General features: G+C 48.6%; 22 protein-coding genes and 1 tRNA gene. 15 read left to right on the top strand and 8 right to left on the bottom strand.

All coding sequences use genetic code 11. The annotated features are described in order from the left end of the window. Positions 1-56: 56 nt before the first annotated feature. The 6 genes from BN7444_RS00700 to murI all read right to left on the bottom strand — a co-directional run bounded on the left by BN7444_RS00700 (position 57) and on the right by murI (position 6904). A complete protein-coding gene (locus BN7444_RS00700; protein ID WP_068454387.1) occupies positions 57-1103 on the bottom strand; it encodes a DUF4179 domain-containing protein in 1047 nt (348 codons plus the stop codon). Further along, complete coding sequence (locus BN7444_RS00695; RefSeq protein ID WP_068454385.1) at positions 1100-1615, bottom strand: sigma-70 family RNA polymerase sigma factor; 516 nt, start codon at positions 1613-1615, stop codon at positions 1100-1102. Before BN7444_RS00695 ends, BN7444_RS00700 begins: the two co-directional genes overlap by 4 nt. A gap of 291 nt (positions 1616-1906) precedes the next feature. Continuing rightward, positions 1907-4276 carry a homocysteine S-methyltransferase family protein gene (locus BN7444_RS00690; RefSeq protein ID WP_068454383.1) on the bottom strand — a complete coding sequence of 790 codons (2370 nt, stop codon included), beginning with the start codon at positions 4274-4276 and terminating at the stop codon, positions 1907-1909. Continuing rightward, entirely contained in the window at positions 4260-4961 is a 702-nt protein-coding gene (locus BN7444_RS00685) for a hypothetical protein (RefSeq protein ID WP_135121990.1), read from the bottom strand. The genes BN7444_RS00690 and BN7444_RS00685 overlap by 17 nt, the downstream gene beginning before the upstream one ends. A gap of 70 nt (positions 4962-5031) precedes the next feature. Further along, positions 5032-6117: a bifunctional glycosyltransferase family 2/GtrA family protein gene (locus BN7444_RS00680; protein ID WP_068454377.1), complete on the bottom strand. Its 1086-nt coding sequence runs from the start codon at positions 6115-6117 to the stop codon at positions 5032-5034. After that, positions 6110-6904 (bottom strand): glutamate racemase, encoded by a 795-nt coding sequence (gene murI / locus BN7444_RS00675; RefSeq protein WP_068454374.1) that lies wholly within the window; start codon positions 6902-6904, stop codon positions 6110-6112. The genes BN7444_RS00680 and murI overlap by 8 nt, the downstream gene beginning before the upstream one ends. 261 nt (positions 6905-7165) lie before the next feature. Between murI and BN7444_RS00670 the strand changes: the two genes are divergently transcribed. From BN7444_RS00670 to BN7444_RS00640, 7 genes are all read left to right on the top strand, one after another. Further along, positions 7166-7498 carry a hypothetical protein gene (locus BN7444_RS00670; RefSeq protein ID WP_068454371.1) on the top strand — a complete coding sequence of 111 codons (333 nt, stop codon included), beginning with the start codon at positions 7166-7168 and terminating at the stop codon, positions 7496-7498. 250 nt (positions 7499-7748) lie between these two features. Next, complete coding sequence (locus tag BN7444_RS00665) at positions 7749-8339, top strand: MptD family putative ECF transporter S component (RefSeq protein ID WP_068454368.1); 591 nt, start codon at positions 7749-7751, stop codon at positions 8337-8339. Positions 8340-8345: 6 nt separating this feature from the next. Continuing rightward, positions 8346-9074, top strand: coding sequence for an energy-coupling factor transporter transmembrane component T (locus tag BN7444_RS00660; RefSeq protein WP_068454365.1), 729 nt, complete (start codon positions 8346-8348; stop codon positions 9072-9074). Beyond that, the gene (locus BN7444_RS00655; protein WP_068454362.1) at positions 9071-10540 is read left to right on the top strand and encodes an ABC transporter ATP-binding protein; all 1470 of its coding nucleotides are present in this window, start codon (positions 9071-9073) and stop codon (positions 10538-10540) included. The genes BN7444_RS00660 and BN7444_RS00655 overlap by 4 nt, the downstream gene beginning before the upstream one ends. Further along, complete coding sequence (locus BN7444_RS00650) at positions 10537-11499, top strand: helix-turn-helix domain-containing protein (protein ID WP_068454360.1); 963 nt, start codon at positions 10537-10539, stop codon at positions 11497-11499. Before BN7444_RS00655 ends, BN7444_RS00650 begins: the two co-directional genes overlap by 4 nt. A 111-nt stretch (positions 11500-11610) precedes the next feature. Beyond that, entirely contained in the window at positions 11611-13398 is a 1788-nt protein-coding gene (locus BN7444_RS00645; protein WP_068454358.1) for an ABC transporter ATP-binding protein, read from the top strand. Further along, on the top strand, positions 13399-15147 hold the full coding sequence (locus BN7444_RS00640) for an ABC transporter ATP-binding protein (protein ID WP_068454356.1): 1749 nt from the start codon (positions 13399-13401) through the stop codon (positions 15145-15147). 254 nt (positions 15148-15401) lie between these two features. On the opposite strand, the gene BN7444_RS00635 is transcribed toward BN7444_RS00640, so the two are convergent. Both BN7444_RS00635 and BN7444_RS00630 read right to left on the bottom strand, forming a co-directional pair. Then, positions 15402-15477, bottom strand: a tRNA-Ala gene (locus tag BN7444_RS00635). Between the two features lie 54 nt (positions 15478-15531). Continuing rightward, the gene (locus BN7444_RS00630) at positions 15532-16257 is read right to left on the bottom strand and encodes a purine nucleoside phosphorylase YfiH/LACC1 family protein (protein WP_068454354.1); all 726 of its coding nucleotides are present in this window, start codon (positions 16255-16257) and stop codon (positions 15532-15534) included. 57 nt (positions 16258-16314) lie between these two features. Between BN7444_RS00630 and BN7444_RS00625 the strand changes: the two genes are divergently transcribed. From BN7444_RS00625 to BN7444_RS00590, 8 genes are all read left to right on the top strand, one after another. Beyond that, positions 16315-17385, top strand: a complete 1071-nt coding sequence (locus BN7444_RS00625; RefSeq protein ID WP_068454353.1) for a hypothetical protein — start codon at positions 16315-16317, stop codon at positions 17383-17385. A 16-nt stretch (positions 17386-17401) separates the two neighbouring features. Next, positions 17402-18241, top strand: a complete 840-nt coding sequence (locus tag BN7444_RS00620; RefSeq protein WP_068454350.1) for a mechanosensitive ion channel family protein — start codon at positions 17402-17404, stop codon at positions 18239-18241. Beyond that, positions 18238-18489: a DUF951 domain-containing protein gene (locus BN7444_RS00615; RefSeq protein ID WP_068454347.1), complete on the top strand. Its 252-nt coding sequence runs from the start codon at positions 18238-18240 to the stop codon at positions 18487-18489. The genes BN7444_RS00620 and BN7444_RS00615 overlap by 4 nt, the downstream gene beginning before the upstream one ends. A gap of 79 nt (positions 18490-18568) precedes the next feature. After that, positions 18569-21307: a preprotein translocase subunit SecA gene (secA, locus tag BN7444_RS00610; protein ID WP_068454344.1), complete on the top strand. Its 2739-nt coding sequence runs from the start codon at positions 18569-18571 to the stop codon at positions 21305-21307. A 17-nt stretch (positions 21308-21324) separates the two neighbouring features. Beyond that, positions 21325-22434: a peptide chain release factor 2 gene (gene prfB, locus BN7444_RS00605; RefSeq protein WP_068454341.1), complete on the top strand. Its 1110-nt coding sequence runs from the start codon at positions 21325-21327 to the stop codon at positions 22432-22434. Between the two features lie 61 nt (positions 22435-22495). Beyond that, complete coding sequence (locus BN7444_RS00600) at positions 22496-24559, top strand: helix-hairpin-helix domain-containing protein (RefSeq protein ID WP_068454338.1); 2064 nt, start codon at positions 22496-22498, stop codon at positions 24557-24559. A 90-nt stretch (positions 24560-24649) separates the two neighbouring features. Continuing rightward, a complete protein-coding gene (locus tag BN7444_RS00595) occupies positions 24650-24898 on the top strand; it encodes a putative Se/S carrier-like protein (protein ID WP_068454335.1) in 249 nt (82 codons plus the stop codon). Further along, positions 24895-26001, top strand: coding sequence for an aminotransferase class V-fold PLP-dependent enzyme (locus BN7444_RS00590; RefSeq protein ID WP_068454332.1), 1107 nt, complete (start codon positions 24895-24897; stop codon positions 25999-26001). The genes BN7444_RS00595 and BN7444_RS00590 overlap by 4 nt, the downstream gene beginning before the upstream one ends. The last annotated feature ends 217 nt before the right edge of the window (positions 26002-26218 follow it).

Here is a 26218-nt window from a genome sequence, read left to right as displayed (position 1 = left end):
TTGATGTGATTTATTTTTATACCTTCAAAGACGTTTATTTTACGAAAAGGCACGATTCATTTACTTGCAGTCAATTCAAAGGTAAATTCGTCGCCTATCGCCCGTTCCTCATCGGATTCTTTCCCGCTACGGTTTGGAAGTTCCGCTTTGTATAATTGACATTTCAATGATGTGATGTCGTTTAACAATTCATCGGCAGTGACTTCGCTGATAACCGGCGAGAAGTAGAGGGTCGACGTGTTTTCATTTGCTTCGATCGTTTCAAAATAAACCAAGCGACCTTTTGAATCTCTCGCCTTCACCGAAAAAATAGTGTCCTTCGCCGATGGCGGATAGGTGAGTATCATTTTTTGTGAAGCCGGGCTCATGGCGAATTCCTTAATCATAATCCCATTTGAATTCGGTACGGCAAAATCTTTTGCGATGATCCTTTTCTCCATTTTCATCTTCGCCATATCCACATGGGTGGTAATAGAAATTTTTTTGCTGTTGCCTAAAAGCGTGTCAAAGATAAACTCCAGCTGTGCCGTGCCTTCCTTCGGTAGGGGACTTTCCAAGGAATACATTAAAGAGGTGGCGGTTACATTGGGCTTGCCCGGCAAATTTCCTTCCTGGCCGCTTGAGCCGAGGACGCTGACTTTTTTTCCGTTTACTTTAAGCTCCGCTAAGTTGGCACCCTCCGACAGCTTTTCACCCGGACCATTGAAGCTCAAAAGCACGGCGTAGAGATTATTGTCCTCTGTCGTGATGGTATCCAAAACATATTTTTTGCCGTCGATTTCAAAGGGTTCATGTAATTTGACGCTATACTTGTCTACATCGGCTGAAAGACCCATTGCACTCGACAAACTCAGTGTGATGTTGTCCGTGATCTCTCTCGTCTTTGCCAAAACATAGCCGCCGGATGCATGGTTCGTAACGCCAAAGGCCAATAGCAATATGGCCGCGATCGCTCCTGTTTTTCTGACGAAAAGTTGCCTCTTGTTGTTGCGTTTCAATTTCTTCACCACCTTTTTGAGATTTTCTCTTTCAAAATCTTTGAGAGGAACCTCTTCGTATTCAATTTTCATATCGTTTAATCGATCATAAAGATTGTCTTTCATATATTTTCACCTCTCCATCTTCTTAAAAACTTCCTCGCCCGACTGACTTTTTGATAGGCGTTTTCCTTAGAAATATGTTGCTCCGATGCCGCCTCATCATAGGAAAGCCCGCGAATAAAAATATTTTCAAAGAGCTTTTTATCCTCATCGTCCAAGGCGGATAGAGCTTCTTCTATTTCTAAATTGGAATGGAAGTCGGGATCTTTTGTCGCGGAATTTTCGTCGAGAAGAATAGCTTTATATCTACTTTCTCTTCGGAGCAAATCGATGGCTTTATATTTTGAAACCGCAGCACACCAATTTTTAAAAGAAGACCGCTTCGGATCAAAATAGTCGATATTTTGCCAGATACTTAGAAGAGAATCATTCATCGCCTCATCCCAAAGGCTCGGGTATTTCCAAAGTGTTTTTGAAATAACGCCTTTTAACACTTTGCCATAGACTTCGATCACGACGTATAAAGCGTCTTCATCTCTGTTCTTCAGCCTTTGTATCAAATCTTTATTCTCCATATTTCCTCCTTTCACTAGTATATTCGTGTCGAGAGTCGTCGTTCTGACATTATTTTTGTAGGAGCTCCTTATCAAAAGTGACGAGGCCACTTATCCCGGGTTGCAGATAAATCCCAATCTTTCTTTTTTATTTTGGAGCGGAGCCGACAGACCGTTTTTAATATTTTACTACTTAGGGCTTAAAGAGGTTTGAAGACATAAAAAAGGAAGGGTGAATTCGGTGATTCTCCCTTCCATAGTCATTACTCTAAAGCGAGCGCGCCGGCTCGCTTTTTCTATGTCGAAATTTACTTATTTTTCAAAAAAGGATTCGGCAAAGCGCACGGAGGCCATGGCGTCTTTGCAATAGACGTGGGCGCCGATCTCTTCGGCGTAGTCTTTCGTCAAAACGGCGCCGCCCACCATGACTTTCGTCTCGGGGGCATCTTTTTTCAAGAGGCGAATAGTCTCTTCCATAAAGGGCACCGTGGTGGTCATCAGTGTCGACAGACCTACGATGGGTATGTTCTCTTCTCTTGCCGTCTCCGCGATTTTTTCCGGGGAGACGTCTTTTCCTAAATCCAAAATATCGAAGCCGTAGTTTTCTAACAGGGCCTTCACGATATTTTTTCCGATGTCGTGAATGTCGCCTTTCACCGTGGCCACGAGAATGCGTCCCTTGTTCTCCCCGGCGTGGCCGCTTTCGTCCATGCGGGCGCGGATCACCGTAAAGGCCGCGGCGGCGGCATCGGCGGCGCGAAGGAGCTGGGGCAAGAACAGTGTCTTTGCTTCGAAGCCTCGGCCCACCTTGTCCAAAGAGGGCACCAGGTACTCGTTAATAATGTCCAGAGGACTGTGGTCGGCGAGAAGGGCGACGGTCATGTCCTTCGCGTCCTTGCTCAGGCCTTTTTCAATGGCGTAGGAAAGATCCCGAGTGCCCCCTTGGGGAAGTTGCGACTCTTCTTCCGTAAAGGCGTCGATGAAGTCGGTAAAATCCGGGTCGAAGCCTAAAAGGGCCATGGAGGATTTATAGGCCTTTTGCATCAGGGCCGAGGAGGGATTGACGATTCCCGCGCTGAGTCCCGCGGCGAGGCACATGGCGTAAAAGTTGCTGTTAATGAGCTCCCGATTGGGCAGGCCGAAGGAAATATTGGACACCCCCAAGGTGGACCGGAGCCCGCGATCCTTTAATCGGCGCAAGGTCTCCAGGACGACGACGGCACCGTCTTTTTGGCTGGAGATGGTCATGGCCAAAGGATCGAAGAGAAAATCTTTATCGGTGAGGCCGTAGCGGGCCCCTTCTTTGAGGATGCTATCCACGATTTCCATGCGCTTTTCCACGGTTTTCGGAATGCCCTCGTCGTCCAGCAAGAGGGCGATGCACATGCCGCCGTATTTTTTTGCAATGGGAAAGACCTCGTCCATGACGGACTGTTTGCCACTGACGGAATTCAACAGAGGCCGGCCGTTGTAGATGCGGGCGCTGGCTTCCATGGCGCGGGCGTTGCTCGTGTCGATGGTAAGAGGCAGCTCGCACACCCCTTGCAGGGCGCGAATGATTTCGGGGAGCACCGCCACCTCGTCCAAGCCGGGCACGCCGACGTTGACATCGAGAATGTGGGCGCCGTCTTCCTCTTCATCCAAGGCGATGGCCAGCACCGCCGAGGTGTGGCCGTCTTTCAAAGCCTGTTGCAGGTATTTCTTCCCCGTGGGATTGAGTCGCTCGCCGATCATGTGGGGCTTGTCGTCGAGATCCACCAGCCGGGTGTAAGAGGTAATGGCCGAGCGCGGGCTGCCCTTCGGCGAAACTACGGGGATGGCCCGCGTTTTTGCCACGGTTTTTTCGATGTAGTTGGGAAGGGTGCCGCAACAGCCGCCGAGAATTTGCACGCCCATGTCGGCAAACTCAATCATGTAATCGGAAAAGACCTCGGCGTCGATGTCGTAGGCGGTCTTTCCGTCTGAGATGTGGGGCAGACCGGCGTTGGGGTTCACGATTAAAGGAAGAGTGGTTAGGGCGGCCATGTCCTTCATCAGGGGCAGAGTCTGCACCGGGCCGAAGCTGCAGTTCATGCCGATGGCATCGGCGCCCAGGGCCGTGGTGATTTCCACGAAAGTTTCCATATCGCAGCCGGTAAGCAAGCGGCCGTCTTCTTGAAAGGCGGCGGTGACGAAGACGGGCAGCTCGGAATTTTCCTTGGCGGCGAGAAGGGCGGCCTTGATTTCGTAGGTGTCGGACATGGTCTCGATGGTGATGAGATCCACGCCCGCCTCCACGCCCGCCTCCACGATTTCTTTAAAGGCGTCGTAGGCGTCTTCGAATGCCACATCCCCCAGAGGCGCCAAGATTTTTCCCAGAGGGCCGATGTCAAGAGACACATAGCCGTGGCCTTCTGCGCGAACGGCGGCCTTGGCATGGGCGACGGCGGCGGAGACCACCTCTTCTACGGAAGCGTCGGTGCCTGAAAATTTAAAGCGATTGGCGCCAAATGTATTGGTGAGGACGATGTCCGCGCCGCTTTTTAAATAGGCCCGGTGCATGTCCACGACCACATCCGGTGCGCTGATGTTCAGCATTTCGGGCAGGGCGCCGGCCTCCAAGCCCGTTGCCTGCAAAAAGGTGCCGCAGGCGCCGTCGTAGTAGAGGCGGTCGCTTTTTAATCGTTTAAGTAATGAGGTCATGATTCCTCCGATCCAATCCCATAAGGGCGGTCATGGTTTTTGTCGGGACGAGCATATTGCCTTCGGTGAGGGCGATGTGCATTTTTTTATCCGCGTGGAGACTGCGAATCAAGGGCCACTGAAATTCCAAACCGAAATCGGCGAAGCCCGGGGAAAAACGGGGATGGGCGCAGAAACCGTACTCCGCCGCCTCGTCCCGCACTTGGGCGCAGTAGTGATTGGCGCAGCTTTCCAAATACTCGGTGCAGCAGGCATCGGTAATAAAGGCGTCGGCCTTCGATGTCACGAGGAGGCGGTTGATGAGCCGGTCCACGGCGTCACCCAGGGTCATGGCAAAGATGACGGCGTATTCGCTGGTCTTCATGTTCTTCTGCAGCATAACACTCTCCGTGGAAAAATCGCCGAAGACGATGGCATCCCCCATCTTCGTCACCGGACGAAGAGATACGACGGCACGCACGTCCACCATGTCGTGAAGGCGCTTTAAATTGCGCTCCACATCGGCGGATGTGGCCTCGTCGGGGGCGTGGCCTTCCAGGCGCAGGTAGCGGTAAATTTCCCTGCGCCGCAATTCATTCGGATTGACGGAAGGCTTTTTGTAGATCGAATCCAGTTGCAACAGGGAAGGTGACGTTTCCTCAGTGACAGTGGAGTCGCATTTATTTCCTCGGTTATTTCTTTTCATAAGCACACCTCGCTACATTCCTGATTCAATCATAGCAAAAAAGCACGCGTCGGGCGTGCTTTTCTTTGAATCATTTTTTATTGGCGAAAATATAAAAGTGTTGAACCAGATAACTGATGATGAAGACCGTAATCTCCACGCAGAGCTTGGCGACGGTAGCCTGAAGACCAACGACATTGCCGTAAAAACTTAAAAACAAACTGTTGACCGCGAGAAGGACCAGTACCAGAGCGAAATACTGAACCACATCTTTAAATACGGAATCCTTGGATTCAAAGACGAAATTGCGATTTAAGTAGAAATTTAAATTGGCACTGATCAATCGCGCCGCTACATTGGGAATTGCCAAAGCATAACTGAGATGAAGCGGTTTTGTGAAATAGTAAAGTAAATTAAAAAGTAAAAAGTCCAGAGTGAAGCTGACGATGCCGCTCACTGTAAAGAGCAGGGCTTCGCCATTGTCCAACAGGCATTTGAAAATCCTTGCAGAATCTTTAACGGCGCTGTAGTGGGAGGTAGAATTTTCTGCGTCCCGATAAATGGTTTGGATGGGAACTTGCACAATGGAAAGGGAATGTTTCGTCCAATCCATAAGCTGGCGCATTTCGTATTCGTAACGCTCGCCTTCAATGCTTAAAAGCAAATCCAAGTGCTCGGTACTAAAGGCCCTTAGCCCGGTTTGGGTGTCTTCCAAATCCTTAATGCCTGTCAAGCGGCCGAAGACCTTTGCTGTCAGTCGATTGCCGATGCGGGAACGCAAAGGTGTGTTTTCGGGAAAGTCGCGCACGCCCAGTACCAAGGCGTCGGGATTGTCGTGGACCGCCTGTAATATTTTCAACGTATCTTCCGGGCTGTGCTGGCCGTCGGCATCGGCGGTGACGATAAATTTCACCTGAGGCATGGTCTCGGCCACGGCTTTCATGGCGTACTTCATGGCATAGCCCTTGCCTCGATTGCTTTCATAGGAAAGAAAAGTAACGGCCTCGGGAAGACGGGCAAACAGAGGCGCAAAGTCGCTGCCGCTGCCGTCGTCTACGACGAGGACGTTCAGTTCCCTCGCTAGAAGATCTTCGATGAAAGACAGCAGGCTCTCATCGGGCTCGAAGGCGGGGATGAGGACCAAGTCGTTTTCGCGTTTAGAAATGTGATTATTCATGGCGAGACTCGAGGGAAAGAAACTCGAAATCCCGCGCCAGGGTGCGGCGCAAAAAGGAAGCCGTGTCGTCTTTAACCTCGCCGGTAAATATTATTCGAAGGGACCCTTCGCCTTCCGCTTTAATCTTGCCGTCTAATTTCCGCATGAGCTGGCGAACTGTGGCGGCGTTTCCGTCTAAAATTTCCATATGGCTCGGCAAAAGCTCTTTGAACAGATCTCTGTACCAAATAAAATGGGTGCAGCCCAAAACCAGGGAGCCGTACTCTTCCAGAGGATAGGAGGCGAGGATGGTTTCCAAATCGTACCTGACGGCGTCGCTGTCGAATTCCAAACGCTCGGCGAAATCCACCAGATTGGGCAGGGGAAGAATGTCCACCAGGCGGTCGTCGTCGAACTTTTCCACCAGGCGGCGCAGGCGGGCGCTCTTGCCCGTGCCCTCCGTAGACAGGACCAAAATCCGCTTGCGGTCCACATCGTGTTCAATGGCGGGCTTAACGGCGGGCTCCATGCCCACGATGGGAATGGAATATTTTTTTCGCAGGTAGTCGGCGGATGTCACCGTAGCCGTATTGCAGGCGAGGAGCACGGCCTTGGGCGAAAAGATTTCCACCTCGTGCATCATCTCATCTAAATAGCCCCGTATGTCCTCGGCATCTTTCGGGCCGTAGGGCACGTGGGCCGTGTCGCCGTAGTAAATAAAATTTTCCGCCGGCATGGCCTTCATGGCTTCTTTCAGAGCCGTAATGCCGCCGAGGCCGGAGTCGAAAATCACAATCGAATCTGACATAGGTCACAACCTTTCTCGACCTATTATAACAGAAGAAAGGCGCCACTTCCTAATGCGACATCTATTCCGACACTGTAGATGGAACGGCGCAAAAACGAAAAAGGAAGACACAGTGGCGTGAGACTTTTCTCCGGCAAGATCTACTGCGGAGAATGCGGAACAAGGCTCGGTTCAAAAGTCTGGCATTCCAACGACAAATACAAGCAGGTTATCTAGCAATGCAACAGGCGCTGCAAGAAAAACTCCCTCTGCAAAAACGGCGTGCATCTTACCAATGAGGAGCTAAAAGCCGCCGTCCTTTCTGCGACCAACAATCTCATAGAGAATAAAGATGAGATTCTTAATAGCTTTCAAGAGATTGTCGGAGGCGTTTATGATACTCATACCTTGGAAGGCGAAAAAGCCAAGCTGGAAAGCGAGATGGAAGTCTGTGCCAAGATGATCGAAGACCTTATCCGCCAAAATGCTGCTATCCCGCAAGACCAGAGCGAGTATCAGAGAAAGTATGAAGATCTGAAACGCTTCTACGATGAAAAACAGGCGGCCTTAGCGAAGATCGAAGGAAAGCTTAAAAAGATGCAGGCGACCAACTGAAGCAGTTACAAAAACAAGACAGGCTTCTGCAAGCATTCGACGAACAGAACTTCTGTGCTCTTGTGGATCACATCACGGTGTATGGAAAAGACGATATCCGCGTGATATTTAGAAACGGCTCAGAAATCAAGGCTCTATAAAATGTCCGAATGGAGCTTTTTATTTTAATCAGGGTTGAATGAAATGCCCTTAAAGAGGTTTAATCAAATGTGCTAAGTCAGCTTATTCTAACTCAAAGGAGGTTAATCGTATGAAAAAATCATCTGGAATTAAAGCAAAAGATTTGATCACCACAGGTGTTTTTACTGCCATTATGTTTGCTCTTTGCATGGCAGTAGCAATGCTGGGTTACATGCCAATATTTATTCCGCTTTTAGGCATCATCGTGCCGCTTATTGACGGTATTCCGTATGTGTTGTTTGTGAGCAAAACGAAAAAGTTTGGGCTTATAACCATTATGGGATTTTTGCTTGGACTACTAATCGGGGTCATGGGAATGGGCGTATATGCACCCTTCACCGGACTTATCGCGGGCTTTTTAGCGGATTTGTTATTAAAATCCTCGGATTATTCCAGTGCAAAAAAAGTAATTCTCAGCAAAGGTATTTTTTCAATATGGCTGATCGGCAACTATATTCCTATTGTTATTAGCCGTGATGCTTATTATCAAAATTTAGCACAAGGCGGTTACGGAAAGGCCTATGCGGATGCACTTATGAAGCTTATTCCGGACTGGAGTTTGATCCCATTACTTGTAGGCATGTTTATCGCGGGCATCCTTGGTGCTTTGATTGGACGTTCCCTTCTAAAAAAGCAGTTCGAACGTGCCGGGATTGTCTAATTCATCATGCAACCTATTCAAACGCGATCAAAAAAAGAATTTCTTGATCCTCGAACAAAAATACTTCTTGTCTTTACCATCGCTGCTGTCGTTGTGGGAGGAGGACATGGATATTGGCTGGCTCCGATTCGAATACTCCTTATATCTGTTCCCTTTATACTGTTTCTTATTGAAAGCAAGAGGAAATATGCCGCCATATATGCCATTTTATTCATAGCGGCCTATGTAGGGCAGATATATCTTTTGCCGCTCGTTACAGGATTTTTAGGTTTTCTGTTGGTGGCTTTTTGCGGTATTTTTGTTCGCATGATGCCGGGGCTTGCCATGGGTACCTATTTGCTCAGCTCAACGAAAATCAGCGAGTTTATGGCAGCAATGGAACGCATGCGTGTTCCTGCCCAGATTACGATTCCACTTTCCGTTGTTTTTCGCTTTTTTCCTACCATCTTGGAAGAGTATCACGCTATAGCCGATGCAATGAAAATGAGAGGCATCTCTTTAGGTGGTTCAAAACCTTGGAAAACTCTGGAATATCGTCTGGTTCCGCTGATGGTGTCCTGCGTAAAAATCGGTGATGAACTTTCCGCATCTGCTTTAACACGTGGCTTAGGCGCGCCGATTAGGCGCACCAATGTCTGTAAAATTGGATTCCATTTGCAGGATATACTCTTTCTGATGCTTTGCCTGGTTAGCTTGTGTGTACTTATCTTTTATAAGATCGGAGGTTCGTCATGATAGAAATAAGAAATTTTTCTTTTTCCTATACATCCTCTGACCAAAGTACACTTAAAAATATCAATCTGAGAATCCCTGACGGTCAATGCGTTCTTTTGACGGGAATGTCCGGATGTGGTAAGACGACCATAATACGAGCTTTAAATGGACTTATTCCTCATTACTATGAAGGGAAAAGTTTGGGAAGTGTATCTGTTTTTGGTAAAAGTCCACATACGCTTGCTCTGTATGAACTCGCGCCGATTGTTGGCTGCGTATTTCAAAATCCCCGCAGCCAGTTTTTTAATGTAGATACGGATAGTGAACTGGTTTTTGCCTGTGAAAATTTAGGTATGTCAAAAGAAGATATTCGATTGCGTTTTAACAAAATCGTATCCTCTTTACATATTGAGAGATTGATGGGAAAGAGTTTGTTTCATCTTTCTTCCGGAGAAAAACAAAAAATTGCTTGTGCCTCTGTGGCTGTGCTTTCTCCCAATCTTGTTCTTATGGATGAGCCAAGTGCTAATCTTGATTTTTCCGCTATCGCAAATTTGCAAGGGATGATACAATTTTGGAAAGATGAGGGAAAAACAATCGTTATTGCCGAGCATCGCATCCATTATTTAAAAAATTTAGTGGATCGTGTGATATTGCTTGATGCCGGCGAGATGATCGGTGACTATCAAGGCGTTAACTTTTTCGAGTTACCGAGTTCGTTTTATGAAACGCATGGGATACGTATTCCGGACATAAAACAGCTTTCATTTGGAGCTTCTGATCCATTATCGCCGACGAAAGATTTTTTAGAGCTTTACGATGTGAATTTTTCCTACCACAATACGCAAAGCGTATTGAATATTCCGAAGTTTCAACTTCCTCTGGGAAGGGCAACAGCTCTCATAGGTTCAAACGGTGCCGGCAAGTCCACTTTTGCCAAACTTCTTTGCGGACTGGTGAAAAAAGATAAAAGCAAACTGATCTATAAAAACAAGACTTTTCCACCTAAAAAAAGACGTGATCTGACCTATCTTGTGCAACAGGAAGTGAATCATCAGTTGTTTACAGAAACGGTTATGGAAGAGCTTTTGATTTCTCAGGAAGAAGAAAATCATTCTGCAGCCGAGGCAATACTCCAAGAACTCCATCTGGATGGCTTTAAAGATGAACATCCCATGTCTCTTTCAGGAGGGCAAAAGCAGCGTGTTGCAGTAGCCTCCGCTCTGATGAGTAATCGAGATGTTTTAATCTTTGATGAGCCGACCAGTGGTCTTGATTTGGAAAACATGCAGCGTTTTGCACAAATTATAAAGAGGATAATTCTTTTAGGAAAAACATGCTTAATTATTACTCATGATCCGGAGTTTATCGCTCTTGCCTGTCAGCATATTGTTGAAATGAAAGATGGGCGAATTAAGGAGCAATATGATTTGAACCAGACGACAGTGCAGAAATTGCAGAATTTTTTTAGAGAGGAGGAGTCATGACAATGAACGCCCTAGGCAATATGGGAGATAATATCAAAATGCAGAAACGAGAAGATGGCAGTTCGATCTTTTTTTTGCATGATGAAACCGGCTCGGGGACGATGACTTGCTACTCCCTTTTCGAAGGCGTCTTTGTACTTTTTAATGACTTTCATCTCAAAACTTGTTACTCAGCTTTCAAGCCACATCAATCGATGTTCACCATTGATTACTGTAAAGAAGGAAGAATAGAAAATAGCATTCATCCGGAAAAGTACACTTATATTAGTGCTGGTGATTTGCAGATGGAAGTACGCACCCAGCATCGCGGAGAGTTTTACTTTCCACTTAAACACTATCACGGAATCACAATCAGCATTCTCTTTCCGCAGGGTTCTGAAACGATAAGGACATTATTAAACGGATTTCCGGTTGATGTGGAAAATTTGAAAAACAAATTCTGTAGAACATCAAAAGGCTATGAAACCTTTATTATGCGTTCCAATCCACAAACGAACCATATCTTAGCCGAAATTTATCAAATTCCTGAAAAAGATAGAGTTCCTTATCTGAAAATTAAGGTGTTAGAACTTCTTCTTAATTTGGATGGTATGGATATTTCTTTGGCAAAACAACAAAACGACTTTTTAAATTTCGCCCAAGTAACTAAGATCAAATCTTTGGAAAAAAGGTTGACTTCACATCTTGACCGATTTTATACGTTAACCGAATGCTCGAGTTTCATTGATATGCCACTCACGTCTATGAAAAAAGCGTTCAAAATTATTTATGGAAAATCGATTTATGCCTATATGAAAGAGTATCGCGTTAATGCAGCGGCTCTGCTCTTACAAGATTCATCGAAGAGCATACTTGAAATTGCGAATGATTTAGGCTACCAAAACCCATCCAAGTTTTCAGCTGCCTTCAAGTCCCTTCGTGGATTAACGCCACGAGATTATAGAAAAACTCTTGTCTGAACGGGGCTGTTTTCCCATTAGAGGGTGGAACGGACCACACCTTATTTCATAAACTATTTTAGAGAATACGTTGAATTCTCTAAAATAGTTTAGAAATGAGGTTTTTTTATTTTGAAAAGCAAAAAAAGAATATTTCCGATTGTTCTGTCTTTTGCAGACAGTGCGAAACCACAGTTTATACTATCTATTCTATTTGCCGTGCTAAGCGTTTTCTGTGGTTTTTTGCCTTATTTTGGGATCTATCAAGTCCTTCTCGTATTTTTTTCAAAAGTACAAGATAGCAGTCAAATTTCTGTGCATTTACTTGTCCCTTGGTTCCTTTTGTGCGTCGCAGGATATGGCCTTAAAGTCTTGTTTCACACAATCTCAACGAATCGGTCTCATCATGCCGCCTACCATATTCTTAAAAATATACGAAGCCGATTGACCGATAAATTAATGCGATTGCCGCTTGGAACTGTAACAGGAAAAACCGCCGGTGAACTCAAGAGCATTATTGTTGACCGTGTAGAAACGATTGAATTACCTTTGGCACACTTGATACCGGAAGGCTTATCGAATCTGATTTTTCCTGTTATCGTATTTATTTTCATGCTGGTATGGAATTGGAAAGTCGCATTGGCATCTGTTGCCTGCATTCCTTTTGGCGTGCTCGCCTATGCGATCGTCATGAAGACATTTAACAGCAAATATGACAGCTATATGAAAGCTTCTAAAAACGTGGACAGTGTGATTGTGGAATATGTGGAAGGCATTGAGGTTGTCAAGGCTTTTAATCAATCCAGTAAATCCTATAAAAAATATACGAATGCGATCACGTCCTTTAAAGATTTTACTTTAGATTGGTTTCGCTCCACTTGGCCGCTGATGAATTTTGCAGCGGCGATACTGCCGAGCACACTGTTAGGCATTCTTCCGGCAGGTATCTTGCTTTATGCTACAGGAAATCTAACACCTGCTGAACTAACGCTTACCATCATCCTTTCCTTAAGTCTGGTAGGCCCCGTTTCATACTTTACGACAGCTGTCAACAGCTATAAATCCATTGAATACGCTCTGCTGGATGTTCAGAAAATCTTAGACTTGCAAGAGCTTCCGGAAGAAAAAGAGTCGAAAGAACTGTCCGGTTATGACATTTCATATAAGGATGTCACATTTTCTTATGAAGAGGCTCAAGCACCTGTCATTAAAGATTTTTCCTTACAAATACCCGAGGAATCTTTCGTAGCTTTGGTAGGTCCTTCCGGCGGAGGAAAATCTACCTTATCTCGATTGCTTTTGCGTTTTTGGGATGTGAATCAGGGATGTATTTGTATCGGAGGAAAGGATATACGCTCTTTGCCACTTGAACAGCTCTCAGGACTCATCAGCTATGTTTCTCAGGATAATTTTCTTTTCAACATGTCCCTTTTTGAAAATATCCGCGTAGGCAATCCGGCCGCAACAAAAGAAGAGGTGTTTCAGGCTGCTCATATGGCACAATGCGAAGAGTTTATTTCACGTTTAGAACAAGGTTGGGACACGCCGGCTGGAGAAGCGGGGGATAAACTGTCGGGCGGTGAAAAACAGCGTATAGCGATTGCCAGGGCAATACTAAAAGATGCCCCTATCGTTGTTTTGGATGAAGCAACCGCATTTACTGATCCGGAAAATGAACTTCAACTCCAAAAATCGATTAATGAACTAACGCGTGGCAAGACGCTGTTAGTGATTGCCCATAGGCTTTCTACGATAAAAAATGCCGACAAAATCGTTGTTTTGCAGGAAGGCACAAAAGTGGCGGAAGGAACGCAGAATGAACTTCTGAAGGCTTGCTCCCTTTACCGCTCCATGTGGGAAGCACATGTTGGTGCCAAAGCATGGGCGACATCCAATCAAGAGAAAGGAGCGGATAAATAAATGTTTACCATGATCAAACGTATCGTTGATTGGACAGGTTCTTATAAAAAAAGATTTTACTGGGGCATCGTCTGGTCGTTATTAGAGAATTTCTTTATTGCTTTTCCCTTGATGGGAGCGGCTTATGTTCTGAACCTTATGTTGCAGGATACGGCAGGACTCAGGAGTTTGCACACAAAGGAAGCTTTATGGGCGCTTTTGTTTATGGTTTTCTGTGTTTTAGGTCGTTTCTTCTTCTCCTATCTGCGGGCTGTTTTTCAAGAAAGCATTGCTTATGAAAAAACAGCCGAGGAGCGCATCGAGATAGGCGATATATTAAAGCGAGTTTCCCTTGGCTTTTTTGATCGTCACAAGACCGGTGAAATTGCGGGAACAGTTACAACCGACTTATCTGTTTTGGAATTGTATGCCATGAAGATGACGGATACGGTTATCGGAGCTTATTTGCAGACTCTTGCCATGATTCTATGCATCCTTTTTTTCTCATGGAAAGTGGCAACTGTTGCTTTAGTGGGTGTATTATGCTCTGCATTTTTCCAGCGCCGACTGGTGAAAGATAGTCGGGCAAACACAGCGGTGCGCCAGAAAGCCAATGATAGCATGATTAACGCAACACTCCAATTTATCCGTGGAATAACGGTTATTAAATCGTATGGGAGAACAGGAAGCGCCGTTGCGGAACTACAAAAATCTTTTTCCGATCAACGTGACATCAACATCAAAATAGAAAATGATTACATGTGGACGAACGGTCTTTATCAGTTAAGCCTAAAATTGACCTCCGTAGCAATCGCTTTTATGGTATGCCTTCAAACCATTCACGGTGAAATTTCTCTGCCTATCATGCTCATGATAGTGATCTTTTCATTTGTTATGTTTGCTCGTTTGGAAACGGTAACCGATGCTTCTCACACCTTGGAAATGATGCGAGCAGCGCTGGACAAACTTCAAACAATTAAGACGGCAAACTATATCGACGAAGATTCAAAAGACATTGTTTTAAACAATTTTGACATTTCTTATCAGAACGTATCTTTCGCTTACGATCACAAAAATGTTATCGAGAATGTGAGCTTTTCTCTTCCCGAAAATTCAACTTTAGCCATCGTGGGACCCTCCGGTTCCGGTAAAACAACGCTCTGTAATTTGCTTGCCAGATTCTATGATGTCAATCATGGGTCTATTTCTATCGATGGACATGATATCAGGGAAATGACTTGTGATACTCTGCTGCGATATATTTCGATCGTTTTTCAGCATGTCTATCTGTTTCATGACACGATATTGAACAACATTCGTTTCGGCAGACCGGAAGCCAGCATCGAGGAGATTAAAGAAGCTGCCAAAAAGGCGGCATGTCATGAATTTATTGAGAATTTACCAAACGGCTATAACACGATGCTTGGCGAAGGCGGATCGACACTTTCAGGAGGAGAAAAACAACGCTTATCCATTGCTCGTGCCATACTAAAAGATGCGCCTATCGTTATATTAGATGAAGCAACTGCCAGTGTTGATCCTGAAAACGAGCATTTCATTCAACAAGCCATATCCGCCTTGGTCAAAGGAAAAACATTGATCGTTATTGCCCACAGGCTAAACACAATACAGTTCGCTGACAATATTTTAGTTATAGACCAAGGAAAGCTGGTACAGCAGGGAACGCATGAACAATTAATAGAAGAAGAAGGGATATATAAAGATTTCCAGAAAATACTCAATAAGACAAGTAACTGGCAACTCAGTTGAACAAGTTTATTTTAATTTAGCAACTCCAATTATTATGAAAAGGGGACTCCTGCATGCTTATGTTTGCAGTCAGTCCCTTTTGTTGTAGGGTTAGCGCATTAGTTTTCGTACCCTTTGCTCATTTTTGTACCCCTGAGTATGAGTTTCGTACCTTAAGCGGCTGTTCCGTTAAAATGTATCAAATATAGCGTTTTGTTCTCATAAATTTAACTATTTGTAAAAAGGCAATAAAAAAAGCCGCCCTAAGGCGACTTTGGTGGAGATGAGGAGGATCGAACTCCTTACCTCTTGAATGCCATTCAAGCGCTCTCCCAAGTGAGCTACACCCCCGCAATTGAGTTCTTGATTAGTATACGGGGATAGAAGAAAAATGTCAAGTCTTTTTTACACGAGAATGGCAAACAAAGCATTGCTCCCGTATTCCGGTGCGCTCAGGCGATAGGAATGGTAGCGGGGATCGGTGAAGGTGTCCGCGGGATCCACGGTAATATTTTCCGCGCGGACCCCGGCCTCTTCAAGCATTCCTGCGTTGGTTCTTTTCATGTCGATCAAGTCGTGGTCATCGTCGTCGGGGCGAATGACGTTCTCTGCGAAAGAGAAGGCCTCCCGCCACAGGGCGCTCACTTCCTTGCCCACCTGAAAGCTGTCGGGGCCGATGCAGGGGCCGATAAAGGCCAGCACGTCCTCGGGATCCGTGCCGTAATGTGCCTCCATGGCGGCCAGGGCCTTTGCGGGCAGCTTTTTCACCGTGGAGCGCCAGCCTGAGTGGATGCACGCCATGGCTTCTTTCGCGGGGTCGTAAAGAAGCACCGGCGTGCAGTCGGAGATGCGACTGACGAGGGCCACGTGCTTTTCATTCGTCACCATGGCGTCGGTGTCGGTCACGATGCGGTAGCCGAAGTAGTCGTCGCCTGATTGCTCGCCGTCGATGAAAGCCACGTGATCGGAATGGGTTTGATTCATAAAGTAAACGGCGCGAGCATGAACTTGCAATTCATTTAAGAAGCCTTCGGTGTCTTTTCGCAGGTGATCGCCGCCGAGGGAGGCGCGAAAATCATAGGGCTTTTGGGACACGGCGAAGCGTATCCCGCGGGAATCTCTTAATAACACGGTTTATCCGCCTTTCCAACTCTCTTTCCATTGGTTATAATGGTTCTGGAGGAATTTATGAGAAAATTTAAAAAGAGGATGCTCCTCTTTCTTATTATTATAAGCGTCGCCCTCTTGGGAATCAAAGGCAAGACGCTCCTTCCCTACAAGGCCGAAACTTTATTTCAAACGAAGACCAATCAGGAAATCACCGCCATGGGCATTTTAAAAGGCGGCGTCCTCGCCACCTTCGACGGCGACCGTTTGATTTTTTACGACAAGCAACAGCGAAAGAAAGTAGTGGACCGTTTAGGGGAAGGGCAGAAGGCGTTTTTCGGCGAGTCCGATGCCATGCTCTACGACAAAGACGTGGACAAGGTGGCGGTCTTCGGCGAAGACGGCAAGGAAAAGCAGTCCTACCATTTGGACGGCGATCTGTTTAACGCCTGTGTCCAAAACGGCACGCGCATATTCCATTGCCGCTACGACGACGGCGAAAAACTTTACGTGGCTTCCGACGGGGGCAGTTTGTCCGAAGTCTTTCAAACGAAAAATTACATTTTGGATTACAGATTCGATTCGCGGAAATCTTTCGTGGTCACGGAACTTTCCAATGCGGCCAACGGCTACAAGACCACGGTCTACAGGCAGTCGGGTAAAGCCGATCCCGGCGCCATGGAGAGCGCGGAGTTTCCCATGGAAGTGGCCATGCGCATCGTCATGGGCAAGTATCCCGTGGTGCTGACGGAAAAGCATTTGTATGGTCTGGACAAGGAAATGATAACGGAAAAGACGCCGATCCTTTCCGACGTGGCCATGTACAACAATCGCCTCTATTCCCTTCACAGCGGTCTGCTCAGCGTCTACGACTCCAAGCTCAGGGAAAAGAAGCACTATCTTATGGAAGCCAATGTGGATCGTTTGGCGGTGATGAAAGAGGGGCTCTTTGCCTACGGCAATCGGGAAATTTTATCCCGGCCCACTTCCGCCGCGCCCTATCACATTCGCTTCGACGACAATCAGGAAAAGCTCATTTTAAAAGACGGCTATGTGGCGGCTTACGAGCACAAGCACTTGGCTTTTTATCGCTTAAAGCCCCATCTGTCTTTGAGCAAAAACAAAATTCAGGAATTAAAACACACGGAGTAATTAGACTGGAGTTTCTATGGCTGAAGTGAAAGCCTTTTTATTTTCATCGCCGGGGAAATTAAGCATACCCGGCATTATTATCGCGGGGATTCTGCTCTTTTTTGCCGCGCGCATCGCGGTGAGCCTCATCGGCAGGGCCCTCGCGAAATACATCGCTAATCGCGAGAAAAAAGCGGTGCGAAACAAGCGCCGTATCATTACCTTGACCCGCCTGGCGGGCAATGCATCGAAATACGCCATCTACGGCGTGTGCCTGGTGATCTTTTTAAATCTGTGCCGCATCAACACATCGGCCCTCCTTGCCACGGCGGGGATCGGTTCCCTGGCTCTGGCCATGGGGGCGCAGGAAATTATTAAAGATTTCCTCAATGGCTTCTTTATTATTTTCGACGATCAATTCGCCGTGGGGGAATACGTGGAGTGTGCCGACACGAAGGGCTATGTGGAATCCCTGGGCTTTCGCGCCACGGTGATTCGCGATTTCGGCGGCGCCCTGCACACCATTCCCAATTCCGCCATTCGCATCGTCACCAACGAGGGGCGGGGGCGCAAGCGAGCCAAGGTCGTGGTGCCCATCGACCGGTCGGAAGATCCCGACCGCGCCATCACCGTGATCGACGGGGCGGCAAAGAGCCTGCGTGAAAAATACCCCAAGTCCGAATCCGATGTGTGGGGCGTGACGAATTTTATTCCCAACGGCTACGAAATTACCGTCGTCGCTTGGGACGATGCCCACAATCAATTTGAACTGGAGTACGATCTAAGGAAGGCCATCGCCAAGGCCATGAACGAGGCGGATGTAAATATTCCCATCGCCCGTTACGAGGGAGTCCCCTCTAAAGGAGAGTTGCAATGAACCGACTGTATTACGAAGAAGGCGACGTGGTGACCCTGAAGAAGGGCCATCCCTGCGGCGAAAATCTGTGGAAGATTTTGCGGACCGGGGTGGATATTAAACTGGCCTGCATGGGATGCGACCGCACCATATGGATGGCCCGCATGGATTTCGAAAAGCGGGTCAGGAAAATAAAAGAAGGCGAAAAAATGGTGGCCATCGTCCATCACCAACCGACGGAAGAGATCGGGGAGGATGAAAGTGTATAAACGATGAAATATCTCCCATTTATTGCGAGAATGAGCCGAATTTGTTAAAATAAAAAGTTAGTGAAAGGAACGTGTATAAATGTCTCTACTAGATAAAGTTTTCGGCACCTACTCCGATCGGGAGATTAAAAAAATCCGCCCGATCATGGAAAAAGTCCTCTCCCTGGACAGTGCCATGCAAAAATTAACCGACGAAGAATTAAGAGCGAAGACCGACGAATTTAAAGGCCGCGTCGCAGGCGGCGAATCCCTGGACGACATCCTGCCCGAGGCCTTTGCCGTGGTGCGGGAAGCCGCCGATCGCGTCTTGGGGATGAAACACTTCCCCGTGCAAATCCTCGGTGGGATTGTTCTCCACCAAGGCCGTATCGCCGAAATGAAGACCGGTGAAGGGAAGACCTTGGTCGCCACCCTGCCCGCTTATTTAAACGCCTTGGCAGGCAAGGGCACCCACGTGGTCACGGTCAACGACTACCTGGCGGAACGTGACAAGCAATGGATGGGCAAGGTCTATACCTTCTTAGGCATGACCGTAGGCTGTATTCTCCACGACATGACCCCCGAAGAACGTCAAGTGGCCTATGGCGCGGACATTACTTACGGGACCAACAACGAATTCGGTTTCGACTACCTTCGTGACAACATGGTGGTCTATCAGGAAAATCAAGTTCAACGGGAACTGTTCTACTGTATCGTCGACGAAGTGGACTCCATCTTAATCGACGAAGCCCGTACTCCGTTAATCATCTCCGGTCAAGGGGACGAATCCACGGAGCTTTACACCCAAGCCAAGAATTTCGTCGACACCTTAAGTTTCAGAATCAAGGACCAAGCGGAAGAAGCGGAAGATCGCTTTAACCGCGAATTCCGCGAAGAAACCGTGGATTACGTCATCGACGAAAAACAAAAGACCGCGACCCTCACTGAAATCGGTCAAGGCAAGGCGGAAAAATATTTCGGTATCGACAATTTAACCGATCCCGACAATACGGAGCTGCTCCACCACATTCACCAAGCCTTAAAGGCCAAGGGCACCATGCACCGCGACATCGACTACGTGGTGGACGAAGGCGAAATCATTATCGTCGACGAATTCACCGGCCGTCTCATGTACGGTCGTCGCTACTCTGAAGGCTTACACCAAGCCATTGAAGCCAAGGAAGGCATCGAAGTCCGTGCCGAATCGAAAACCCTGGCCACGGTTACCTTCCAAAACTTCTTCCGTATGTATAAAAAGCTCGCCGGTATGACCGGGACGGCCATGACGGAAGAATCGGAGTTCAGAGAAATCTACAACATCGACGTAGTGGAAATCCCCACCAATAAAGAAGTCATCCGTGACGACCAGGACGACGCCATTTACCGCTCGGAAGATGCAAAATTCCGCGCCGTCGCCGACGAAATCGCCCGCCGTCACGCCACGGGTCAACCGATTCTGGTCGGTACCGTGTCCATTGAAAAATCGGAAAAACTTTCTTCTTATCTGAAAAAGCGTGGCATTCCCCACAAGGTATTGAATGCGAAGCGCCATAAACAGGAATCGGAAATCGTCGCCCAAGCCGGTCGCTACGGCGCCGTCACCATCGCCACCAACATGGCCGGCCGTGGTACCGACATCGTCCTCGGGGGCAATCCCGAGTACATGGCCAAGGAAAAAATGGCCAGAGAAGGCTACGAACCGGAAATGATCGAAGCGGCGGACAGCTATTTCGAAACCGACGACAAAGAAATCCTGGAAGCCAGAAAGCGCTTCAACGATCTGCGCAACGAGATCAAAGTGGAAACCGACGCCGAAAAAGAAAAGGTCATCGCCGACGGCGGCCTGCACATTATCGGTACGGAACGCCACGAATCCCGTCGTATCGACAATCAATTGCGGGGCCGTTCCGGTCGTCAAGGGGACAAGGGTAGCACGAAGTTCTACATTTCCGCCGAAGACGATTTGATCCGCCTCTTTGCCGGCGACCGCTTCAAGAAGGTCATGGACGGCATCGATGCGCCTGAAGACGAGCCCATCGAAGCGAAAATCTTGACTCGCCTCATTGAATCGGCGCAACGAAAAGTCGAAGGCAACAACTTCAGTATTCGTAAAAACGTCTTGCAATACGACGACGTCATGAACAAGCAACGGGAAGTTATTTATTCCGAACGTGAAAAAGTATTGAAGGGCGACGACCTTTCCGGCGACATCGCCTCCATGACGGAAGATTTAATCGACGATACCGTGGACTTCAATGTGAAAGTCAACGACAAACACGAAAAATACATCGACTACGAAGGCATTTACCGCTTCGGCCGCGCCGCTTTCGACTTCGACGAACATTTCCTCGACGGCCACAAAGATGCGAGTGCCGATGAAGTCAAGCGCTTCATGAAGGAAGAAGCCAAGGAAGCCTATGCCGACAAGGTAAAGGAATTCGGCGAAGAAGCCTTCCGCGAAGTGGAACGGGTCGTTCTTCTCCGCGTCGTGGACCAACGCTGGATGGACCACATCGACGCCATGGATCAATTGCGTCAAGGGATCGGCCTCAGAGCCGTGGGCCAAATCGATCCGGTCCGCGCCTATGCGGAAGAAGGCTTCGATATGTTTGAAGCCATGAACGAAAGCATTCGGGAAGAAACCGTGCGCATTATGTACCACGTTCAAAACCCGGAAAAGATGGAACGGAAGCAAGTGGCCAAGGAAGTGAAGACCGTGAACCCCGACAGCGGCGTACAAGAACCCATTCGCCGCACGGAGAAAAAAATCGGCCGCAACGATCCCTGTCCCTGTGGCAGCGGCAAGAAGTACAAACACTGCTGCGGCAAAAACGCCTAAGACCGGAAAGGATCTCTATGGAGCAAAATTTATTTTTGGATCGGGATCGCCTGGAATCCGTAGAGGAGCTGGTCGAGCGACTGGCCAACAGCATCGACATCGAAGGTTTGAAACAACAGAACCGTGAGCTGACGGAAAAAACCATGGAGCCGGGCTTTTGGGACGACACGGAGGCGGCGCAAAGAATTATCCGCCAACAAAACGCCATTAAGTCCCGCACCGACGTTTACGACGAATTGGAAGAAGCCATGGAAGAAGCGGCGGTCACCTTGGAACTCATGGAAGAGGAAGAGGATTACAGCCTTTACGATCAGCTGAAAAAAAGTCTGGACGCTATCGAAAAACAGGCCCACGAATTTAAAATTCAAACCCTTTTAAACGGCGAATACGACATGAACAACGCCATTCTCTCCATTCACGCCGGTGCCGGCGGCACCGAAGCCCAAGACTGGGCGGGCATGCTTTTGAGAATGTACATGCGATATGCCGAAGACAAGGGCTATTCCGTGGAAGTGCTGGATATGTTGGAAGAGGACACGGCGGGGATTAAATCGGCGACGCTCTTGATCTCCGGGCCCCACGCCTACGGTTATTTAAAATCGGAAAAAGGCGTGCATCGTTTGGTGCGCATTTCGCCCTTCGACGCGGCGAAAAAACGCCACACATCCTTTACGTCCATCGACGTCTATCCGGAACTGGACGACAACATCGTCGTGGAGATCAATCAGGAAGACATTAAAGTGGACACCTACCGAGCTTCCGGTGCCGGCGGCCAACACGTCAACACCACGGATTCCGCCGTGCGTATCACCCACATTCCCACGGGGATCGTGGTGCAGTGCCAAAACGAACGGAGTCAAATACAAAACCGCGAACAGGCCATGAAAATGTTGCAGGCCAAGTTGGTGGCGCTGAAAGAGGAAGAGCAGAAGGAAAAAATCGAGGACCTGGCGGGGAACTACTCCCAAATCGCCTGGGGCTCGCAGATTCGTTCCTACGTCTTCCATCCCTACACCATGGTGAAGGACCATCGCACCGGCGCCGAGGTGGGGGATGTGAGTCGCGTCATGGACGGCGACTTGGAACCCTTCATCAACGCCTACTTGGAAGACAAGGCGGAAGCCTGATTGGAATAAAGATATAAGAATAGAAAGAGAGGCTCGCCCTCTCTTTTTAAATGGAGGAAGCATGACCATTGGAATGATTCTTGCCGGGGAATTCGACATCGCCCCCGCGTTTATGGACGCCACATTAAAACTTTTAGACGAAGGCAACACCGTGCCCTTTATCGCCCGCTACCGAAAAGAAGTCACCGGCGGCATCGAAGACGAAGCCCTACGCAAAATCGAAAGCCGAAAGCAGGAGCTGGAAAAGGTGGCGGACCGTCGGGAGACGGTGCTGAACACCATCGAGGGCCTGGGAAAGCTCACCGATGAATTAAAAAAGACCATCGACAACACCTGGGATATGCAGACCTTAGAAGATCTGTACCGCCCCTACAAACCCAAGCGCAGAACCCGTGCTACGGCGGCGGAAGAAAAGGGCTTGGGGCCCTTGGCGGAAAATTTCATGTCCGATGAAAGCATGGAGGCCTTTAATGCCATGGTAGACGGTTTCGAAGGCCTTGAAAGAGAAGAGATATTGGCCGGCGTCAGCGACATCGTGGCGGAATCAATTTCCAACGACCCGGCGGTGCGCCGCCTCTTGAAAAGTTATCTGTGGCGGCGGGGCGAAATCGTCACGGAAAGCGGCAAGGAAGCCGACGCCGCCTACGCCATGTACGAGGATTTCCACGCGCCCTTAAAAGAGGTGAAGAATCACAATATCCTCGCCATGAATCGGGGCGAAGGGGAAGGAGCGGTGAAGGTCAAAATTCTTTGCAGCGAAGACACTCTGATTTCCATGATTACCCAAATCAGACGGCCCGCCGAAGACAAGCTCGACGCCTTCGCCCCCATGGCGGAAGATGCCTTTAAGCGTCTGCTCTTTCCGTCCCTGGAGCGGGAAATCCGCCGGGATTTAAAGGAGCGTGCGGAGGCCGATGCCATCGAGGTCTTTGCGCAAAATCTAAAGCCCCTGCTCCTCAGTCCGCCCTTGGGCCACTACGTGGTTCTGGGACTGGACCCGGGTTATCGCACGGGCTGCAAGGTGGCGGTGGTGGATGAAAACGGAAAATTTTTAGACAATGCCGTCATCTATCCCGCGCCGCCGGTGCAAAAGCCGGCGGAGGCGAAGCGAATCATCGAGGGCTTGGTGAAAAAATACGACGTGAAATTTATCGCCATCGGCAGCGGCACGGCCAGTTATGAAACGGAGCAATTCGTCTCGGGCCTTATCGAAGAGAAAAATTTAGACGTAGCCTATGCCGTGGTCAGCGAAGACGGCGCCAGCGTCTATTCCGCATCGGAGCTGGGCATCGAAGAATTTCCCGATTTGGACGTCACCGTGCGGGGCGCCATCTCCATCGCGAGACGCCTCCAGGATCCTTTGGCGGAGCTGGTGAAGATCGAGCCGCGTCACATCGGCGTGGGCCAATACCAACACGACCTGGACAAAAAGGCTCTGGACGATCGCCTGCAGGGCGTGGTGGAAGGAGCGGTCAACGAAGTGGGCGTGGACATTAACTCCGCCTCCGCCTCTCTCTTGTCTTTTGTGGCGGGCATCGGCCCGAATCTGGCGAAAAACATCGTCGCCTATCGGGAGAATGACGGCGCCTTTCGAAATCGCCGGGACTTTAAAAAGGTCAAGGGCCTGGGGGAAAAGGCCTTTAAACAATCGGCGGGCTTTTTGCGCATTCAGGACGCGGAAAATATTTTGGACCGCACCGGCGTTCACCCGGAATCCTACGCCTTGGCGGAGTTGATTTTGCGGGAAGGAGATCTCACTGAAAGCGAGGAGAAAATCCTTCGGGAAGCCGGCGCCTTTACCGTGGAAGACATTCGCAAGGAGCTTGAAAAGCCGGGGCGCGACCCCCGGGGCGATACGGAAGACGTGGGTCTTCGCCGATCGGCCCTCACTATGGAAGAATTGATCCCCGGCCTGGAGCTGGAAGGGGTCGTAAAAAATGTGGTGGACTTCGGCGCCTTTATCGACATTGGCGTCAAAAAAGAAGGCCTGCTCCACATTTCCAAAATGAAAGGCAAGGGGAATAAGGCCATTTATAATCTGCTGAAAGTCGGCGACCGCCTAAATGTGGTCATTGAAAAAGTAGACAAAGAACGGGGACGCATTTCTCTGGACATAAAAAATTAATCGAAGCGGGGTTTGCCCCGCTTTATTTTTTTTGCCGCCGAAATGGCGAAGCTGTGCTATAGTAGACTTAAGAGGCAGAAGGAGGACGAGATGAAAAAATTTGTCATCGCATTCGACAATCAAGACGAAGTTTACGACGCACTGGATGTCACGGAAGATTTGGGCACGCGGGTGATTCCTCTCTTGCCGGAAATAAGAGAGTCCTGCGGTCTGTCCCTTATGGGGGACATCGAAAAGGTGGACACCGTGGTGGGAATACTAAAGGAAAAGCAACTGCCCTACAACGGCGTCTATTCCTATGAAAGAGAACACGGCGAGCGAAAGGTGGAGGAACTATGATTTACTTAGACAACGGCGCCACGACGGCGATCAAGCCCGAAGCCGTAGCAAAGGCCATCTATGCGGGCCTCACGGAAGGCTACGGAAATCCGGGCAGAGGCAGCCACGAATGGGCGCAACGCTCCTACCACGCCCTGAGAAAGGCGCGGAAAAATATGGCGGCCCTTCTGCATTCGGAGCCGACCATCGCTCTGAACAGCGGCGTGACGGAAAGTTTGAACATCGCCATTCACGGCCTCATCGACAAAGGAGATCACGTGATCACCTCGGTGATGGAACACAATTCCGTCTTAAGACCCCTTTACGCCACGGGTTGCGATTTGGATTTTCTTCCCTTAAACGATGATTACGCTCCGGATTTAAATTACCTGGATGAATTTTTAAAACCCAACACCAAGGCCATCGTCATCTCCCACGCCTCCAATGTGGTGGGCAGCGTCACGGATTTCGACGGCGTCTTGGACTTCGCCAAGGCCCACGATCTCTTCGTGGTCATCGACGGGGCACAGGCACTGGGACAGATTAAGGTGGATCTGTCGGACAAGTGGACGGACAAATTAGTCTACTGTTTCGCCGGCCATAAATCCCTTTACGGGCCCATGGGCACCGGCGGCTTCTTCTACGGCAAGGACATCGACATGCCGCCTTTGAGCCAAGGGGGCAGCGGCATCGAAAGCTTTAATCACGAAATGCCCCACGAAAAGCCCGTCTGTTGGGAAGCGGGCACGGCCAATGTCCACGGCTTTTGCGGCCTGGCGGAAGGCGCCGCCTTCGTGTCCGAGGACAGCTATTACGAAAAGAAAAATAAAATCTTCAAGCGCCTCTTAGACGGCCTCTATGAGTTGGAGGGCTACAGGATCTTCTATCCCTCGCACTTGGGCACCGCCTGCGTGAGCATTTTAAAAGACGGTATGAGCAGTCAAGAGCTGGCCATGCTCCTTCAGGAAGAAGACATCGCCACGCGGCCGGGCTACCACTGCGCGCCCTTGCTCCACGAATACCTTCACACGAAGGAATCGGGGCTGTGTCGTCTGTCGCCTTCCTACTTCAATACAGAGGAAGAGATCGATCGGGTACTCGAGGTGTTAAAAGTGATTGAATAGTCGATTGAACTGTGGTATAATCTTTTCGATAGTACTGTTTGATTACGGTGGTTACCGATTTTAGTCGGTAGTTTTTATCTGATGCAGGGTGTGCGATGGGTGTTCGAGGAGTGCCTGATGTGGGACATTTCGAGCCGTTAAGCACACCCCCGCTCAGAGTTTTTATAAGAAAAAATCAGCAAAACAAAAAGCATCGACACCATCCGAAGATTGCGAA

The sequence above is a fragment of the Peptoniphilus pacaensis genome (genome assembly GCF_900088125.1).
GTDB classification, from domain to species: Bacteria; Bacillota; Clostridia; order Tissierellales; family Peptoniphilaceae; genus Aedoeadaptatus; species Aedoeadaptatus pacaensis.
The sequence above is the reverse complement of the archived record's forward strand: the minus strand, read 5'-3'. Positions and strand labels throughout refer to the sequence as shown.

What these genes read in the sequence shown, in the direction of transcription:
- BN7444_RS00590 (WP_068454332.1), top strand. Translation starts at nt 24,895, where the DNA reads ATGATTTACTTAGACAACGGCGCCACGACGGCGATCAAGCCCGAAGCC.
- BN7444_RS00650 (WP_068454360.1), top strand. Translation starts at nt 10,537, where the DNA reads ATGACAATGAACGCCCTAGGCAATATGGGAGATAATATCAAAATGCAG.
- BN7444_RS00595 (WP_068454335.1), top strand. Translation starts at nt 24,650, where the DNA reads ATGAAAAAATTTGTCATCGCATTCGACAATCAAGACGAAGTTTACGAC.
- BN7444_RS00640 (WP_068454356.1), top strand. Translation starts at nt 13,399, where the DNA reads ATGTTTACCATGATCAAACGTATCGTTGATTGGACAGGTTCTTATAAA.
- BN7444_RS00695 (WP_068454385.1), bottom strand. Translation starts at nt 1,615, where the DNA reads ATGGAGAATAAAGATTTGATACAAAGGCTGAAGAACAGAGATGAAGAC.
- secA (WP_068454344.1), top strand. Translation starts at nt 18,569, where the DNA reads ATGTCTCTACTAGATAAAGTTTTCGGCACCTACTCCGATCGGGAGATT.
- BN7444_RS00600 (WP_068454338.1), top strand. Translation starts at nt 22,496, where the DNA reads ATGACCATTGGAATGATTCTTGCCGGGGAATTCGACATCGCCCCCGCG.
- BN7444_RS00625 (WP_068454353.1), top strand. Translation starts at nt 16,315, where the DNA reads ATGAGAAAATTTAAAAAGAGGATGCTCCTCTTTCTTATTATTATAAGC.
- prfB (WP_068454341.1), top strand. Translation starts at nt 21,325, where the DNA reads ATGGAGCAAAATTTATTTTTGGATCGGGATCGCCTGGAATCCGTAGAG.
- BN7444_RS00665 (WP_068454368.1), top strand. Translation starts at nt 7,749, where the DNA reads ATGAAAAAATCATCTGGAATTAAAGCAAAAGATTTGATCACCACAGGT.
- BN7444_RS00615 (WP_068454347.1), top strand. Translation starts at nt 18,238, where the DNA reads ATGAACCGACTGTATTACGAAGAAGGCGACGTGGTGACCCTGAAGAAG.
- BN7444_RS00680 (WP_068454377.1), bottom strand. Translation starts at nt 6,117, where the DNA reads ATGAATAATCACATTTCTAAACGCGAAAACGACTTGGTCCTCATCCCC.
- BN7444_RS00660 (WP_068454365.1), top strand. Translation starts at nt 8,346, where the DNA reads ATGCAACCTATTCAAACGCGATCAAAAAAAGAATTTCTTGATCCTCGA.
- BN7444_RS00655 (WP_068454362.1), top strand. Translation starts at nt 9,071, where the DNA reads ATGATAGAAATAAGAAATTTTTCTTTTTCCTATACATCCTCTGACCAA.
- BN7444_RS00690 (WP_068454383.1), bottom strand. Translation starts at nt 4,276, where the DNA reads ATGACCTCATTACTTAAACGATTAAAAAGCGACCGCCTCTACTACGAC.
- murI (WP_068454374.1), bottom strand. Translation starts at nt 6,904, where the DNA reads ATGTCAGATTCGATTGTGATTTTCGACTCCGGCCTCGGCGGCATTACG.
- BN7444_RS00620 (WP_068454350.1), top strand. Translation starts at nt 17,402, where the DNA reads ATGGCTGAAGTGAAAGCCTTTTTATTTTCATCGCCGGGGAAATTAAGC.
- BN7444_RS00700 (WP_068454387.1), bottom strand. Translation starts at nt 1,103, where the DNA reads ATGAAAGACAATCTTTATGATCGATTAAACGATATGAAAATTGAATAC.
- BN7444_RS00685 (WP_135121990.1), bottom strand. Translation starts at nt 4,961, where the DNA reads ATGAAAAGAAATAACCGAGGAAATAAATGCGACTCCACTGTCACTGAG.